13 protein-coding genes are annotated in these 15,195 nt (G+C 68.2%); 4 read left to right on the top strand and 9 right to left on the bottom strand.

Features of this window, described 5'->3' with window-relative positions:
- Window positions 1–65: 65 nt before the first annotated feature.
- From narI to ACTQ49_RS04665, 4 genes are read right to left on the bottom strand one after another with little or no spacing between them, the layout of a single operon-like run.
- A complete protein-coding gene (gene narI / locus ACTQ49_RS04680; protein ID WP_441826675.1) occupies window positions 66–839 on the bottom strand; it encodes a respiratory nitrate reductase subunit gamma in 774 nt (257 codons plus the stop codon).
- Window positions 836–1,474: a nitrate reductase molybdenum cofactor assembly chaperone gene (gene narJ, locus ACTQ49_RS04675; protein WP_420175878.1), complete on the bottom strand. Its 639-nt coding sequence runs from the start codon at window positions 1,472–1,474 to the stop codon at window positions 836–838. The genes narI and narJ overlap by 4 nt, the downstream gene beginning before the upstream one ends.
- A complete protein-coding gene (gene narH / locus ACTQ49_RS04670) occupies window positions 1,471–3,123 on the bottom strand; it encodes a nitrate reductase subunit beta (protein WP_441826674.1) in 1,653 nt (550 codons plus the stop codon). The genes narJ and narH overlap by 4 nt, the downstream gene beginning before the upstream one ends.
- Complete coding sequence (locus tag ACTQ49_RS04665) at window positions 3,123–6,833, bottom strand: nitrate reductase subunit alpha (RefSeq protein ID WP_441826673.1); 3,711 nt, start codon at window positions 6,831–6,833, stop codon at window positions 3,123–3,125. Before ACTQ49_RS04665 ends, narH begins: the two co-directional genes overlap by 1 nt.
- Window positions 6,834–6,980: 147 nt before the next feature.
- On the opposite strand from ACTQ49_RS04665, the gene mobA reads away from it, so the two are divergent.
- Window positions 6,981–7,571 (top strand): molybdenum cofactor guanylyltransferase, encoded by a 591-nt coding sequence (mobA, locus tag ACTQ49_RS04660; RefSeq protein WP_441826672.1) that lies wholly within the window; start codon window positions 6,981–6,983, stop codon window positions 7,569–7,571.
- Window positions 7,572–7,590: 19 nt separating this feature from the next.
- Here mobA and ACTQ49_RS04655 read toward each other — a convergent pair whose 3' ends face one another.
- Window positions 7,591–8,397, bottom strand: coding sequence for a M23 family metallopeptidase (locus ACTQ49_RS04655; protein ID WP_441826671.1), 807 nt, complete (start codon window positions 8,395–8,397; stop codon window positions 7,591–7,593).
- Between the two features lie 70 nt (window positions 8,398–8,467).
- Between ACTQ49_RS04655 and ACTQ49_RS04650 the strand changes: the two genes are divergently transcribed.
- Both ACTQ49_RS04650 and ACTQ49_RS04645 read left to right on the top strand, forming a co-directional pair.
- The gene (locus ACTQ49_RS04650; protein ID WP_441826670.1) at window positions 8,468–9,670 is read left to right on the top strand and encodes a dicarboxylate/amino acid:cation symporter; all 1,203 of its coding nucleotides are present in this window, start codon (window positions 8,468–8,470) and stop codon (window positions 9,668–9,670) included.
- 81 nt (window positions 9,671–9,751) lie between these two features.
- Entirely contained in the window at window positions 9,752–11,122 is a 1,371-nt protein-coding gene (locus ACTQ49_RS04645; protein WP_441826669.1) for an MATE family efflux transporter, read from the top strand.
- On the opposite strand, the gene msrA is transcribed toward ACTQ49_RS04645, so the two are convergent.
- Window positions 11,095–11,706, bottom strand: a complete 612-nt coding sequence (gene msrA / locus ACTQ49_RS04640) for a peptide-methionine (S)-S-oxide reductase MsrA (RefSeq protein ID WP_441826668.1) — start codon at window positions 11,704–11,706, stop codon at window positions 11,095–11,097. The two genes, ACTQ49_RS04645 and msrA, sit on opposite strands and share 28 nt — an antisense overlap.
- 112 nt (window positions 11,707–11,818) lie before the next feature.
- Between msrA and ACTQ49_RS04635 the strand changes: the two genes are divergently transcribed.
- The gene (locus ACTQ49_RS04635; RefSeq protein ID WP_441826667.1) at window positions 11,819–12,328 is read left to right on the top strand and encodes an FABP family protein; all 510 of its coding nucleotides are present in this window, start codon (window positions 11,819–11,821) and stop codon (window positions 12,326–12,328) included.
- Here the strand turns inward: ACTQ49_RS04635 and ACTQ49_RS04630 are convergent.
- The 3 genes from ACTQ49_RS04630 to ACTQ49_RS04620 all read right to left on the bottom strand — a co-directional run bounded on the left by ACTQ49_RS04630 (window position 12,316) and on the right by ACTQ49_RS04620 (window position 15,172).
- Complete coding sequence (locus ACTQ49_RS04630; protein WP_441826666.1) at window positions 12,316–13,146, bottom strand: polysaccharide deacetylase family protein; 831 nt, start codon at window positions 13,144–13,146, stop codon at window positions 12,316–12,318. The genes ACTQ49_RS04635 and ACTQ49_RS04630 overlap by 13 nt on opposite strands.
- 83 nt (window positions 13,147–13,229) lie before the next feature.
- Window positions 13,230–13,910 carry a uracil-DNA glycosylase gene (locus ACTQ49_RS04625; protein ID WP_441826665.1) on the bottom strand — a complete coding sequence of 227 codons (681 nt, stop codon included), beginning with the start codon at window positions 13,908–13,910 and terminating at the stop codon, window positions 13,230–13,232.
- Window positions 13,907–15,172 carry an MFS transporter gene (locus ACTQ49_RS04620; protein WP_441826664.1) on the bottom strand — a complete coding sequence of 422 codons (1,266 nt, stop codon included), beginning with the start codon at window positions 15,170–15,172 and terminating at the stop codon, window positions 13,907–13,909. Before ACTQ49_RS04620 ends, ACTQ49_RS04625 begins: the two co-directional genes overlap by 4 nt.
- Between the last annotated feature and the right edge of the window lie 23 nt (window positions 15,173–15,195).

The raw sequence follows: 15,195 nt of genomic DNA, 5'->3' as shown, positions 1-15,195 counted from the left end.
GGGCGCCGACGAGTCTGCCGGCGCCCGAGAGTGGTGTGGATGTGGTCATCAAAGGGGAGGGAGGCTCAGCGCCTGCTGCGCTCCCGGTCTGAGGTCCCGATGGGGTCCCAGCCGCGTCGGCTGCCGGTGCCCTGACTGGACGGGGTCTCGTGGGCGTCGCGGGAACGGTAGACGATGTAGGGCCGGAAGAGGTAGTGCAGCGGTGCGGTGAAGGCATGCACCAGGCGGGTGAAGGGCCAGATGGCGAACAGCAGCAGGCCGCCCAGCACGTGCAGGTGGAAGACCAGCGGCGCGCCGGTCATGGCCTCCACGTCGGGCTGGAAGGTGAACAGCGAGCGGAACCACGGCGAGATCGTCTCGCGGTAGTTGTGCTCCTCACCATTGGGCATCCGGTTGCCGAAGAGCGTGGCGCAGATGCCCAGCACGATGGCGGCCGTCAGGAAGATGTACATGATCTTGTCGTTGACGGTGGTGGCGCTGAAGACCTCACCGGTGGTGCGACGACGCCAGATCAGGATCACCAGGCCCAGCAGGGTGGCGAGGCCGGCGGCCAGGCCACCACCCAGGGCCACCAGGTGGTAGGTGTGCTGGCTGATGCCGACCGCGTCGGTCCAGGCCTTGGGGACCACCAGCCCCATGAAGTGGCCGATCGCGACGAAGATGATGCCGAAGTGGAACAGCGGCGAGGCGATCTTGAGCAGCTTGCTCTCGTAGAGCTGCGAGCTGCGGGTGGTCCACCCGAACTGGTCGTACTTGTAGCGCCAGATGGTGCCGCCGATCAACAACGTCACGCAGGCGTAGGGGAGCATCCCCCACAGGAAGGTGTCCATGGTGCTCATCGCCTTTCCAGTTCCACGAATTGGGGTCCGCCGTAGCCTTCGAGACCGACGTTCTCCGTCGGCATCGCCGCGTCGACCATGGCCTGCACCTCGGCGCGGGTGCTGGGCGAGCGCCCCGGCAGGGTGGCGCAGATGGCCTGCAGGATGCCAGCCTGGGGAAGCTCGTCGCGTTCCAGCTGCATCCGCAGCAGCTCCAGGCTCGGCCGGTAACGGGTGAGCAGCTCGGTGCCGCGCTCCGGATCGCCCAGGGCGGCGAACTCGAGCACCAGGGGCAGGTGGTCGGGCAACTCCCCGGCCAGGTCCACCAGCAGCCCGGAGTCGCGGTAGATCTGCTTGATGCCGGCCAGCACCTCGCCGCGACGCCGGGTGTCGCCGTCGGTCCAGTAGGACAGGTGCAGGGCATGGCGACGCGAGATGTCGAACTCCGCCACGTGGAAGCTCTGCGACTCGGTCAGCGGCTGCCCCTGCAGGTGGGCCAGGGTCGCCTCGAACCAGGGGCTCCACTGCGTCTCGGCGATCGCCTCGCGCAGCACCGGCAGGCGCTCCAGGAGTTCCTCGTCGGGATAGCTGAGCAGCAGCGAGGCCACTTGGTACATCACGCGGGTGGCGTGCGGTGTCACGGATGGGGCAGTCATCGCGGCGGATCCTCGTCGAACTTGGAGAAGTCCACGCCCTTGAGGCCGTCGGCCGAGGGGGTCAGCGGCGGCGGCGCGACGTCGGCCTCGGCAGCCGCCTGGCGTGCCTTGATCGACTGGTAGGTCTCGATCGCCACCGGGACCGGGCCGCGCGAACCGCCCCCGAAGGGGCCCTCCTCGCCCATGCCCGGGCCGTCCTCGAAGTCGAGCGAGCAGCCCATCTCCTCCAGGTTGTGGGCCTGTTCGATGTGGGCCTTGGGGATGACATAGCGCTCGTCGTACTTCGCGATGGCGAGCAGGCGGTACATCTGCTCCATGGCCTCGGGGGTCAGGCCCACCGCGGCAGCCAGCTCCGGGTCACGCTCATTGTGCAGGGTCACGCCGCGCATGTAGGAGCGCATCGCGGCGAGCTTCTGCAGCACCTCGGTGACCACCTGGGTGTCGCCGGCGGTGAACAGCTCGGCGAGGTATTCCACCGGGATGCGCAGCGCGTCGATGGCGCCGAACAGGTTGCCGGGGGCCTCGGCGTCGTGCCCCTGCTCTCGCAGCAGGTCGACGACGGGGGACAGCGGCGGGATGTACCAGACCATCGGCATGGTGCGGTATTCCGGGTGCAGCGGCAGTGCGACCTTGAAGTGCTTGATCAGCGCGTAGACCGGGGACTTCTGCGCCGCGGCGATCCAGTCCGACGGAATGCCGGACTTGCGGGCCTCGGCCAGCACCTGCGGGTCGTGCGGATCCAGCATCACGTCGAGCTGGGCCTGGTACAGGTCCTGGTCATCCTTGGTGGCGGCTGCCTTGGTGACGGCATCGGCGTCGTAGAGGATGATGCCGATGTAGCGCAGGCGCCCCACACAGGTCTCGGAGCACACCGTCGGGATGCCGGCCTCGAGTCGCGGGTAGCAGAAGGTGCACTTCTCGGCCTTGCCGGAGCGGTGGTTGAAGTAGATCTTCTTGTACGGGCAGCCGGTGATGCACTGGCGCCAGCCGCGGCAGGCGTCCTGGTCGACCAGCACGATGCCGTCCTCGGAGCGCTTGTAGATCGCGCCGGAGGGGCAGGAGGCCATGCAGGACGGGTTCAGGCAGTGCTCACAGATGCGAGGCACGAAGAACATGAAGCTCTTCTCGTACTCGAACTTGATCTTGTCCTGGCTCTCCTGGCGCAGCTTCTGGACCACCGGGTCCTCGTGGCCGGATTCGTGGGTGCCGCCCAGGGCGTCGTCCCAGTTGGCCGAGTAGGTGATCTTGGTGTCCTTGCCGGTCAGCAGGCTCTTGGGGCGCGCCACCGGGAAGTCGTCGCCCAGCGGGGCATTGGTGAGGGTCTCGTAGTCGTAGGTCCACGGCTCGTAGTAGTCCTCCAGACCCGGCTGCACCGGGCTGGCGAAGATGCTCAGCAGCTTCTTGAAACGACCACCGGAGCGCAGCTTGAGGCCACCGGTGGCGGTGCGGACCCAGCCGCCCTGCCACTTCTCCTGGTCCTCGTAACGACGGGGATAGCCCTGCCCGGGGCGTGTCTCGACATTGTTGAACCAGACGTACTCGGTGCCGGCCCGGTTGGTCCATGCCTGCTTGCAGGTGACCGAACAGGTGTGGCAGCCGATGCACTTGTCGAGGTTCATCACCATCGCGACCTGTGCCATGACTCGCATCAGTACTGGACCTCCTGGGAGCGCTTGCGGATGGTGGAGATGATGTCTCGGTTGACGCCGGTGGGGCCGATGTAGTTGAAGGCATAGGCCTGGTGGGCGTAACCACCGATCAGATGGGTCGGCTTGAACAGGATTCGCGTGACGGAGTTGTGGATGCCGCCTCGGCGTCCGGTGGCCTCCGACTTGGGGACGTCGATGGTGCGTTCCTGCGCGTGCTGCACGTAGGCGATGCCGGCGGGCAGCTTGTGGGTGACCACCGCGCGGGCGACGAAGACGCCGTTGGCATTGGTGCACTCCACCCAGTCGTTGTCCTTGACGTCGATCGACTGCGCATCCTCGACGCTGAGCCAGGCCTGGGGGCCGCCGCGTCCCAGCGAGAGCATGAACAGGTTGTCCTGGTACTCGGAGTGGATCGACCACTTGTTGTGCACCGTCAGGTAGCGCAGCGTGATCGCCTTCTCGCCGCGTTCGCCGATCTCGGGCTCGCCGTAGGCGCGTGCCATGTTCAGCGGTGGACGGTAGATGGGCAGTTGCTCACCGGCATCGATCATCCAGTCGTGGTCCAGGAAGAAGTGCATGCGGCCGCTGAGCGTGTGCCACGGCTTCATCCGCTCGGTGTTGATGGTGAACGCCGCATAGCGTCGGCCACCGGTTTCCGAACCGGACCATTCCGGGGAAGTGATCACCGGCTGCGGGGCCTGCTGGGTCTGCACGAAGGAGATGATCTTCTCCTCGGAGCCCTCGCTGAGGTCCGCCAGCTTCACGCCGGTGCGCTTCTCCAGGGTCTTGAAGCCCTGGGTGGCGAGCTCGCCGTTCGTCGTGCCGGAGAAGGTCAGGATGGCCTCGGCCATCCGGGCGTCGGTGTCGATGGCCGGGCGGCCCTCCGCGGGGCCGGAATTGAAGACACCGTGCAGCTGCGCCAGCCGGTCCACCGCGTGCGAGACGTCGAAGGTGACGTTCTTGGTGGTGAAGCCCAGCCGGTCCGCGAGCGGACCGACGCTGCACAGCTTGTCCACGATGGCGGTGTAGTCACGCTCGACGACCATCAGGTTCGGCAGGTTCTTGCCGGGGATGGCCGGCAGGTCCGTGCCCTTCCAGTCCGGCACGTGGCCGCCGGGCTGTGCGAGCTCGCCGGGGGTGTCGTGCTGCATCGGGACGGCGACGAGATCCTTGCGGGTGTCCAGCCGGCCCTTGGCCATCCGGCTGATCGCGGTGGCAAGCGCCTTGAAGGTCTCGAAGTCGCTCCTGGCCTCCCACGGCGGGTCGATGGCCGGGGTGAAGGCGTGCACATAGGGGTGCATGTCCGTCGAGGAGATGTCGTACTTCTCGTACCAGGTGGCGGCCGGGAAGACGAGGTCACTCAGCAGGGTGGAGCTGGTCATCCGGAAGTCGCTGGTGATCAGCAGGTCGAGCTTGCCCTGGGGGGCCTCGTCGCGCCAGGTGATGTCCTTGGGGCGGTGCTCGGCTCCGTGCCCGTTCTCCATCACATTGTTGTGGGTGCCCAGCAGGTGCTTGAGGAAGTACTCCTCGCCCTTGGCGGAGCTGCCGAACAGGTTGGATCGCCACAGGATCAGGTTGCGGGGCCAGTTCTCCGGCGCGTCGACGTCCTCGATCGCACTCTTCAGGCGCCCCTCCTTGAGCTCCCGCGCCACCCATTCCTGGACGGTGGCGGCCTCGCCACGGTCCACGGCGGCCTGCGCCTCGTCGGCCAGGTCCAGTGGGTTGCGATTGAACTGCGGGTAGAAGGGCATCCAGCCCAGCCGGTTGGCGGTGGCCAGCGCGTCGGCGGCGTGCAGGCCGTCCAGATGGCCCGTGCTCAGGGGCGAGGTGATCGCATCGGCGCTGAAACCGTCGGTGCGCCACTGGTCGGTGTGCATGTACCAGTAGCCCGTGCCGATCATGGTGCGCGGCGGGCGGCTCCAGTCCAGGGCATTGGCCATGTTGAACCAGCCCGTCATGGGGCGGCACTTCTCCTGGCCGACGTAGTGCGCCCAGCCACCGCCATTGCGGCCGATGCAGCCGGTCAACATCAGCAGGGCCATGATCGCCCGGTAGGTGGCATCGGCGTGGTACCAGTGGCAGATGCCGGCGCCGATGATGATCATGGTCCGGCCCTGGGACTCCTCGGAATTCTTCGCGAACTCGCGGGCGATCCGGATGCACTGCTCGGCCGGCACGGCGGTGATCTCCGCCTGCCAGGCAGGGGTGTAGGGGCTGTTGACGTCGTCGTAGCCGGTGGGCCATTGGCCGGGCAGGCCCTCGCGCTCCACTCCGTACTGGGCGAGCATCAGGTCCAGCACCGTGCAGTAGCGCTGGCCCTCGATCTCGATGGTGGGCACGCCACGGCGGATGATCGAACCCTCGCCGCGGGGATCCTCGAAGCAGGGCAGTGCCAGCTCGACGCCCTGGGCGCCCGGCACGTCCTGGACCGACAGCGCCGGCTCGATGCCGTCCAGGTTGAGGTTCCACTTGCCCTCGTCCTCGGCGTTGTGGCGGAAGCCGAGCGAGCCCTTGGGCACGACGGTGCGTCCGGAGGCGGCGTCCCAGACGACGGTCTTGAAGGCGGCGTCGGCCTGTCCTGCGTGTTCGGCGAGGTCGGAGGCGACGAGGAACTTCGAGGCCGTGAGGCCGTGACCGTCCGGGTGCTCCTCGAGACGGACCAGCATCGACAGGTCCGTGTACTTCTTCACGTAGTCGGTGAAGAAGGGCACCTGACGATCGACGTAGTTCTCCTTGAGCATCACGTGCCCCATGGCCATCGCGAGCGCGGCGTCGGTGCCGGCCTGCGCGGGCACCCACTCGTCGGCGAACTTGACATTGTCGGCATAGTCGGGGGCCACCGTGATGACCTTGGTGCCGCGGTAGCGCACCTCGGCCATCCAGTGCGCGTCGGGGGTGCGGGTGAGTGGGACATTCGAGCCCCACATCATCAGATAGGTGGAGTCCCACCAGTCGCCCGATTCGGGCACGTCCGTCTGGTCGCCGAAGACCTGCGGACTGGCCACTGGCAGGTCTGCATACCAGTCGTAGAAGGAGGTCATCGCGCCGCCGAGCAGGTGCGTGAAGCGGGTGCCGATGGCATGACTGACCTGGCTCATGGCGGGAATGGGGCTGAAGGAGACCAGGCGGTCCGGGCCGTAGTTCTTGATGGTGTTCACATAGCTGGCGGCCGAGATCTCCAGGGCCTCCTCCCAGCTGATGCGCACCAGACCGCCCTTGCCGCGGCCGTTCTGGTAGCGACGACGCTTCTCGGGGTCAGTGCTGACGTCGCGGAAGGCCGCGACGGGATCGCCCAGGCGGTTCTTGGCCTCGCGGTACATCTCCACCAGTGACGCGCGCGCGTACGGGTAGCGGACCCGGGTGGGGGAGTAGGTGTACCAGCTGAAGGCCGCGCCACGCGGGCAGCCGCGAGGCTCGTACTCCGGGCGGTCGGCGCCGGTTGTGGGGTAGTCGGTCTGCTGCGACTCCCAGGTGATGATCCCGTCCTTGACGTAGACCTTCCAGGAGCACGATCCGGTGCAGTTCACGCCGTGGGTGGAGCGGACCACCTTGTCGTGGCTCCAGCGGTCGCGATAGAAGACGTCGCCCTGGCGTCCGCCCTGGCGGAAGACGGCTCGACCGTCCTCCGTCTCGTCCCACTTGGTGAAGAAACGTCCGAACTTCAACAGGGCGTTGGACGCCGCCCCATCGGTGCGCGCGGTGTCAGTCATGGCATCATCCAAGCATGTCGCCCCGGGGCATTTGAAGTTGCCCCGGTATTTTTGTGGCAAAAGCAGAGATTTCAACCATGTCTGGGTTGTGGCAAGGGGAAATGAGCAATCTGTGGTTGAACTCCTGATGAGCAGGAGGGGTGGAGGATGGTTCTTGCGGTGGTGCTGGCGGGAGGCCGGTCGGAGCGGATGCGGCGCCCGAAGCAGGCGCTCCACGTCGCAGGCAGAAGCCTCCTGCAGCTGGCTGTCGACGCCTGTGCGGCCGCGGATCGGATCGCGGTGGTTGCCCCCGACGGACCAGCTGCCGAGTGGATCGAGTCCGACCCGCGCGTGGTCGTGACCCTGGAGGACCCGCCCGACGGTGGCCCGGTGGCCGGGATCGCCGCCGGGCTCGCCGCCCTGCAGGCCAGCGGTCTGGATCCGGTGCTGGTGCTTGCCTGTGACCTGCCGCAGGTGGAGATCATCGTGGACAGCCTGCTCCGGGAGGTTCAGGCGGGGGCCCTGACCCGCCACCAGGCGGTCGTCCCGGTGGACTCACACGGCTGGCCCCAGTGGCTCGCGGCCTGCTACCGGGCCGACGCCCTGCTCGCCGCCCTCGAAGCCGCCCCGGCAACCCGAGACCTGTCGGTCCGTCGCGTGCTGGGTGCCCTGGACTTCCAGCCGGTCTCGCTGCCCGACCAGGTCCTTGCCGACGTGGACACGCCCGAACAGGCGCGCGCCGCCGGCATCGACGTCTGAGGAGCGCCCTGGGGCCGGGTCAGTCTCGTCGGGCCTGCAGCGCCGTCCACGGGTCGGTGGCGGCATCCACCGTCTCGCCGGCAGGGCGGGTCTCGAAGTGCAGGTGGGGGCCGTCGAGTTCCTCCGCGCCACTCATCCCCGAAAGTCCGAGGAGCTGCCCCGGGTTGACCTGCTCGCCGTCGGCCACGCGCACCTCGGAGAGGTGGCCCAGCACGTGGTCCACCCCCATGGAGCGCACCACCACGGGCCTGTCGCCGTAGGCATCCCCCATGGTCGGCGGGGCCAGCACGACGATCCCGGCGACCCCGGCCGTCACCGGCGTACCCACCGGCATGTCGATGTCCACGCCGTGGTGGAAGCCGTGGCGGCCACCACACAGGCTGGACGGCTTGTACCAGGGGCTGCCATTGCAGCCGAACGTGATCATCACCCGGTGGCTGCCGGCATACCAGGGGCTGGTCCAGCAGGACTCGTCCTCGGTCCAGAACCGCTGCTGGCCCTTCCATTCGGTGCTCGTCACGGTGCACGCTCTCGAACCGCCTCCCGGTGTCTGCGAGCCAGGGGTTCCCGTGGCCGTCGCGGACCGTTCCGGACTGGCATCGGCCCTGCTGACATCGGTACTGCTGGAGTCCGCAGTGGGGGCCGAGCTGGAGGGATCGGGTTGGCTCCGGTCGATCGGTTCGTTGGGCACGGTGGTGGGCTCGTTCGCGCCCGTCAGCTCACTGGACGCGGCGGGCTCGGCGACCTGCGTCGATGCCGAACACCCCGTCGCCAGCAACAGGCCGAGGGCGGCGGCCACGGTCAGGGTGCGAACGGCGGGAGTCATGGAGCAAGTATCGGTGGTCCCAGCGGGCGGTGCCATTCCCCTGAGGGGACAGGAGCCCTATTCTCAGTCCATGAAGAAGGAACACGCACGGCTGGGCCTGCTCTCTCGGATTCTGATCGCCATCGTCCTGGGCATCATCTGTGGCCAGTTCTTCCCGACCTTCCTGGTGCGCGCCTTCGTCACCTTCAACGGACTGTTCGGCAATTTCCTCGGATTCGTGATCCCGCTGATCATCCTGGGACTGATCGCGCCGGCCATCTCCGAACTGGGCCGTGGTGCCGGCAAGTGGCTGGCGGTGACCACCCTGCTGGCCTACGGCTCCACGCTGTTCGCGGGATTCATGGGCTATGGGGTCTCCATGGCCGTGCTTCCGCGGCTGTTGGAGGGCAAGACCGTCGTGGACCTGGCGAACCCGGAGGACGCGTTGCTGGCGCCCTTCTTCAAGGTGGAGATGCCGCCCGTGATGGGCGTGATGTCTGCACTGCTGCTGGCCTTCGTGGTGGGCGTCGCGCTGACCGTGGTGCAGGGCGACGTGATTCGTCGCGGCCTGGTGGAGTTCCGGGAGATCGTCGAGCTTGTGATCGTCAAGGCGATCATCCCGCTGCTTCCCCTCTACATCTTCGGCATCTTCCTGAACATGACCGCGGCCGGCGAGGTCTGGCGGGTCATCACCACCTTCCTCGGCGTGATCGTGATGGTCTTCGCCCTGACCATGGTCCTGCTGCTGATCCAGTACGGCGTCGCCGGCGCCATCGCCCACCGCAACCCGCTGACCATGCTCAAGACCCTGATGCCCGCCTATGCCACCGCGCTGGGCACCTCATCATCGGCCGCGACGATCCCCGTCACCCTGCGCCAGGCCATCAAATCCGGTGTCTCCGAGCCCGTCGCCTCCTTCGTGATCCCGCTGTGCGCAACGATCCATCTGGCCGGATCCACCATCAAGATCACCTCCTTCAGCCTGGCCGTGATGATCCTCTACGGAATGCCGATCAAGGCCGGCGTCATCGTCGGCTTCATCATGCTGCTGGGCATCATGATGGTGGCCGCCCCCGGCGTCCCCGGTGGCGCGATCATGACCGCCACCGCCCTGCTCACCAGCCAGCTGGGCTTCAACGAGGCGCAGGTGGGCCTGATGATCGCCACCTACATCGCCATCGACTCCTTCGGCACTGCCACCAATGTCACCGGTGACGCGGCGATCGCGACCGTCGTCGACACCCTGGTGGAACGCGACGGGGGCATCAGCGGGGCCACAGCAGGGGCGTCATAGACTGCTGGTCGCTGTTGGCACGACGGGTACGATCGCACCTCGGCGCATCGTCCCCCGCCCAACTCCCGGAAGGCCCGCTGCATGGCCAAGAACCTGACCACCGGTTCGCCCATCCGCCTCATCGTCCTGTTCACCCTGCCGCTGCTGGTGGGCAATGTCTTCCAGCAGGCCTATGCGGTGGTGGACACCATCGTCGTCGGTCGCCTGATCGGCGTGCAGGCGCTCGCTGCAGTCGGTGCCTCGGGCAGCCTGCAGTTCCTGTTGATGGGCTTCGCGATGGGATGCTCGGCGGGCATGGCCATTCCCGTCTCGCGCCACTTCGGCGCCGGCGATCTCCGCCAGATGCGCCAGGCCGTTGCCGCCGGCGTCATCATCAGCACTGGTGTGGCGCTGGCCATCACGCTGGTGGGAGTCCTTGGCGCGCCGACGATGCTGCGCCTGCTGGGAACACCCGCGGAGCTGGTGCCGGAGGCAACCACCTTCCTGCGCGTCTTCTTCGGAGGTGCCGCGGCCACCGTGGGCTTCAACTACCTCTCGTCGGTGATCCGTGCGCTGGGGGACAGCACCACGCCGCTCGTCTTCCTCATCATCGCCAGCGTCCTGAACGTCGTGCTCGTCCTGGCCTTCATCGGTGGCCTGGGGATGGGCGTCGGAGGGGCGGCGTTGGCCACCGTCCTCGCCCAGTTGGTCTCGGTGCTGCTCTGCATGGTGCTCGTCTGGCGGCGGATGCCCGAGCTGCACCTGACCCGTGCCGACTTCGTCGTCGGCCCGGTGCAGCTGCGCGAATCGGCACGCCAGGGCTTCACCCTGGGATTCCAGATGTCGATCATCGCGATCGGTGCCGCCCTGCTACAGTTCGGCATCAACGGCCTGGGCTCGACGGCCGTGGCGGCCTTCACCACAGCCATGCGGGTGGACCAGATGGCCGTCATCCCGCTGATGAGCACCGGGGTCGCCATGGCCACCTTCGTCGCCCAGAATGCCGGTGCACTGCAGTGGCGCAGGATCCTCGACGGTGTACGCCAAGCGCTCCTGCTCTCCGTGGGGATGTCACTGGTGCTCGGCGCCCTCATCTTCGCCTTCGGCACCAGCCTCGTCGAGGTCTTCGTCGGGGCCAACCAGCCGGAGGTCGTCGCTCTGGCGCATCAGTACCTGGTGGTGAACGCGGCCCTCTACGCCATCCTGTCGGTGCTCTTCGTGATCCGGCACAGCATCCAGGGGCTCGGCTCCACCACCGCCCCCACGGCCGCGGGGGTGCTGGAACTGGTGGCCCGCGGCGTGGTGGGTCTCTTCCTGGTGGAGCGGATCGGATTCCTGGGGGTGGTGATCGCCGCCCCAGCCGCGTGGACCCTCGCGCTGGTCCCGCTCCTGCTGGCCTGGCGGGTGCACCGTCGCCTCCTCAAGCAACGCGAGCAGGACGCCTTTCAGCCGCAGGTGACGCCGGTGGCGTGAACCGGGCAGTACCCATTGGGCACGCGGTCCAGGTACTGCTGGTGGTAGTCCTCCGCCCAGTACCACTGGGGTGCGGGCTCGACGGTGGTCGTGATGGGCCCGTAGCCGGCCACGGCCAGCTTCGGCCCAAACTCGGCCAGGGCATCGCGGGCAGCCGCGGCCTGCTCCTCGCTCGTCGTGAAGAGTGCCGAGCGGTACTGGCTGCCCACATCATTGCCCTGGCGGTCGCCCTGCGTCGGATCATGGTTCTCCAGGAAGACAGCCAGCAACTGTCGGTAGGAGACCTTGCTGGGATCGAAGACCACCCGCACGGTCTCGGCATGTCCGGTCAGTCCGGTGCAGGTCTCCTCATAGGTGGGATTGCGGTTGGAACCGCCCATGTAACCGGCCGCGGTGGAGAGCACCCCGTCGGTCTGCCAGAAGAGCTTCTCGGCTCCCCAGAAGCAACCCATGGCGAAGTAGGCCACCTGGGCACCGGGGAAGTCGCGGTCCATTGGGTCGCCGAAGATCCTGTGATAGCAGGGCATGACGAGCTGCGGCTGGTCGTGGTCGACGATCTGTGGAGTGGGACGGCCGAAGATCATGCCGCACAGGCTAGCTCGCCCGGGCAATCACGTCCGCGCTGGCACCTCGGGCGTTTCTGGGCGGGGTCCTCGGGCGCTTCTGCGTCGGCGCCCCAGGGCCTAGGCTCGGTTCATGGAGCCCCAGACCAGTCCCCAGACCATGACCCCGCCCGTCGCCGCGGAGAGCGCCATCGCGAGCCTCCAGCCCCTGGTGGGCACCTGGCGCGGTGAGGGCCATGGCGAGTACCCGACGATCAGCCCCTTCGACTACACGGAGGAGGTCACCTTCGTCGATGTGGGCAAGCCCTTCCTCGTCTACCACCAGCGCACCTGGGGCAGCGACGGCCGCCCGATGCACGTGGAGGTCGGCTACCTGCGCGCGCCCGAACCCGGCGTCGTGGAGCTGACGATGGCCCTGCCCACCGGCCAGACCGAACTGGGAGTGGGCACTGTCACCCTCGATCCGCTGCGCCTGGAACTGGACTGCCGGGTGGACAACACCCCGTCGGCGAAGCAGGTGGAGGCCAGCCGACGGGTGATGGTGCTGACCGATGACGTGCTGGAGACGCGTTTCGACATGGCGGCGGTCGGCCAACCGTTGCAGCCACACCTGCGCTCCCGACTGGTTCGTCAGGCGGGGTAGAGGCCTCCGGCCTTCGTGCTGCCCAGCAGCTGGCTGACGGTCACCAGCGTGTAACCCTGCTTCTGAAGCCCGTCGATGATCGCGGGGGCCGCATCGACGGTCCACGGGTGGATGTCATGCATCAGGATGATAGAGTTCCGGCTGGTGCGTTCCAGGGTCAGCTGGGTGATCCGTGCCGCACTGCGATTGCCCGGCAACCAGTCCTCGGGGGAGTTGTTCCACACCACCACCGCCAGACCAGAGCGCCCGACGACCGCGTCGGTGCGCTGGGTGCGGGCCGCATGGGGCGGGCGCATGAGCGTGGGCCGCTGGCCGGTGAGGCGTGCCAGCACCCGATTGGTCTGGTCCACCTCCCAGGCCACCGTGGCGTCGGGCAGGTCGCTGATCGCGCGGTGGTCATAGGTGTGGTTGGCGATCTCGAAGCCTTGGCGGTGCGCCTGTCGGACGATCTGCGGGTGCGCCTGCGCGGCATTTCCCAGCATGAACAGGGTCGCGGTGGCCTGGCGATCGGTGAAGGCCTTGAGCAGCTGCGGGGTGAGGGTGCTGGGGCCGTCGTCATAGGTGAGCGCCACGCACTTGGCCACGGCACAGTCCACTGCGGTGCTGGTGGGAGAGCTGGGGCCGCCCGGGGTCGGCATGGGCGTCGGTGACGCGACGGCGAGGCGCTGGGATGTCTGGGTGTTCTGGGAGGTCTGGGTGTTCTGGGAGGTCTGGCTCAGGGGCGAGGCGGGAGCGCCAGCCTCGGGTGACGTCGAGGTGGCCGCGCAGCCCAGCAATACAAGGCTGGCCAGGGCACCGGCGAGCAGAGGACGTCTCACTCGCCCAGATTAGTCCCGGGGCAGCCCAGATCAGTCCCGGGACAGCCCAGATCAGTCCCGGGACAACGCAGATCAGGCCGGTGTCAGCCCGGCAGGCGCCAGTCGATGGGCTGGGCGCCCTGCTCCTCCAGCAGCGTATTGGCCCGGCTGAAGGGTCGGGAGCCGAAGAATCCGGAGCGGGCACTCAGCGGCGAGGGGTGCGGGCTGGCGATGACCGGCACCTGACCCAGCATCGGGGTGAGCGACTGCGCGTCGCGCCCCCAGAGAATGGCCACCAGTGGACCCCCGCGGGCGACGAGTGCTTCGATCGCGCACTGGGTGACGGGTTCCCATCCCTTGCCGCGGTGGGAACCGGCCGCCCCCGGGCGCACCGTCAGCACCCGGTTCAGCAGGAGCACGCCATGGTCGAACCAGCCGCTCAGGTCGCCGTGCGGGGCGGGTTCGACGCCCAGGTCATCGCGCAGCTCGGCGTAGATGTTCTGCAGGCTGCGGGGGATCGGCCGCACCTGGCGGTCGACGCTGAAGCTCAGCCCAACGGCATGTCCGGGCGTGGGGTAGGGATCTTGGCCCACCACCAGTACCCGCACGTCGGCCAGCGGGCGGGAGAAGGCGCGCAGGACGTTCGGGCCGGCTGGCAGGTACTGGCGCCCGGCGGCGATCTCGTCGCGCAGGAAGCGCCCCATCTGGTGCACCTGGTCCTCCACCGGAGCGAGTGCCTCGGCCCAGTCCGGGGCCACCAGGTCACGCAGCGGTCGGGCAGTCATCGGTTCTCCTCGGCGGCGACGGCATGGGTGGATTCGGCGGTGGGTGTCTCGCGGGGCATCCGCAGCGAGTACAGGGCGCCGGCCAGCAGGAGCGCGCCGCCCACGGCGAAGGCGGGGCCCAGCCCCAGTGCGTCGGCGATCGCGCCGGCCGCCAGCGGCCCGATGATGGCCCCCAGGTCGCTCATCATGGAGAAGGTGGCGATCGGCGCCCCGCCACGGCCGGCCGTCACGTCGCCCACGACGGCCGTCGGTGCGGTGGAGTGCGCGGCGGAACCGACGCCGTAGACGCACAGGATGATGGTGAGCACCCAGATGCCCCAGTCATGCCCCAGGCTCGCCGACCACGGCATCAGCAGGGCGGCGATGCCCGTCAGCAGACCCGCCATCACCATCATCGGGCGGCGCCCCACCGTGTCGACGGCCCGTCCGACGGGTGCCAGCACCGCGGTCTGGGCAATGGCGGCCAGTGCGAAGGAGATGCCGGTCCACGACGGGCTGCGGTGCAGGCCCTCCACCACCAGGACCGGGACCAGTGAGCTGCGCACGCCGAAGGACTGCCAGCCCTGGGCGAAGTTGGTCAGGCAGGCGGCCCGGTAGCGCACGTCGGACAGCGCCTCGGAAAGGCTCATCCGGGGCTTGTCGACCTTCTCCACCTCCCGTTCGGGCTTGCTCAACATCGCCAGGGCGACGATGCCGGCGGCCATCAGGGTGGCGGCGTAGACGAAGAAGGGGGCGGTGAGGGAGATGCTGGCAAAGATGCCGCCGACGGCCGGGCCCGCCATGCCGCCCAGCAGGAAGCCGCCGGAGTAGAGGGCGCTGGCGCGGCCGCGTTGGCGCGGTTCGACGGTGCGCAGCAGGAGGGACATGGCGGCGACGGTGAACATGGCCGAACCGATGCCGCCCAGGCCTCGCATCAGCAGCAGGGCCCAGTAGCTCGTCGCCAGGCCGGCGGCGGCCGAGGAAGCGGCGACGATGAACATCCCCACCCCCAGCACGGTGCGTTCGCCCAAGCGCCCGATCAGCGGGGGGACCCCGGGGCTGGTGACCAGCCGCATCAGGGCGAAGGCGCTGATCACCATGCCCACCATCAGATTGGTCACCTCGAAGCTGCGCGCGAAGACCGGCAGCACGGGGATCATCACCCCGAAGCCCACGGCGACGCAGAAGGCGATCACCGACAGGACCGTGACGTCACGGGGCAGCCCGTCGGGACGCGCCAGCCATGCTGGGCGGCGTGAACGGGCGGAAGGGCTGCTGGGCACGGGCACAGGTTAGCCTTGCTGAC

Origin of the sequence: Luteococcus sp. Sow4_B9, assembly GCF_052116585.1 — a bacterium.
GTDB lineage: Bacteria > Actinomycetota > Actinomycetes > Propionibacteriales > Propionibacteriaceae > Luteococcus.
The sequence above is the reverse complement of the archived record's forward strand: the minus strand, read 5'-3'. Positions and strand labels throughout refer to the sequence as shown.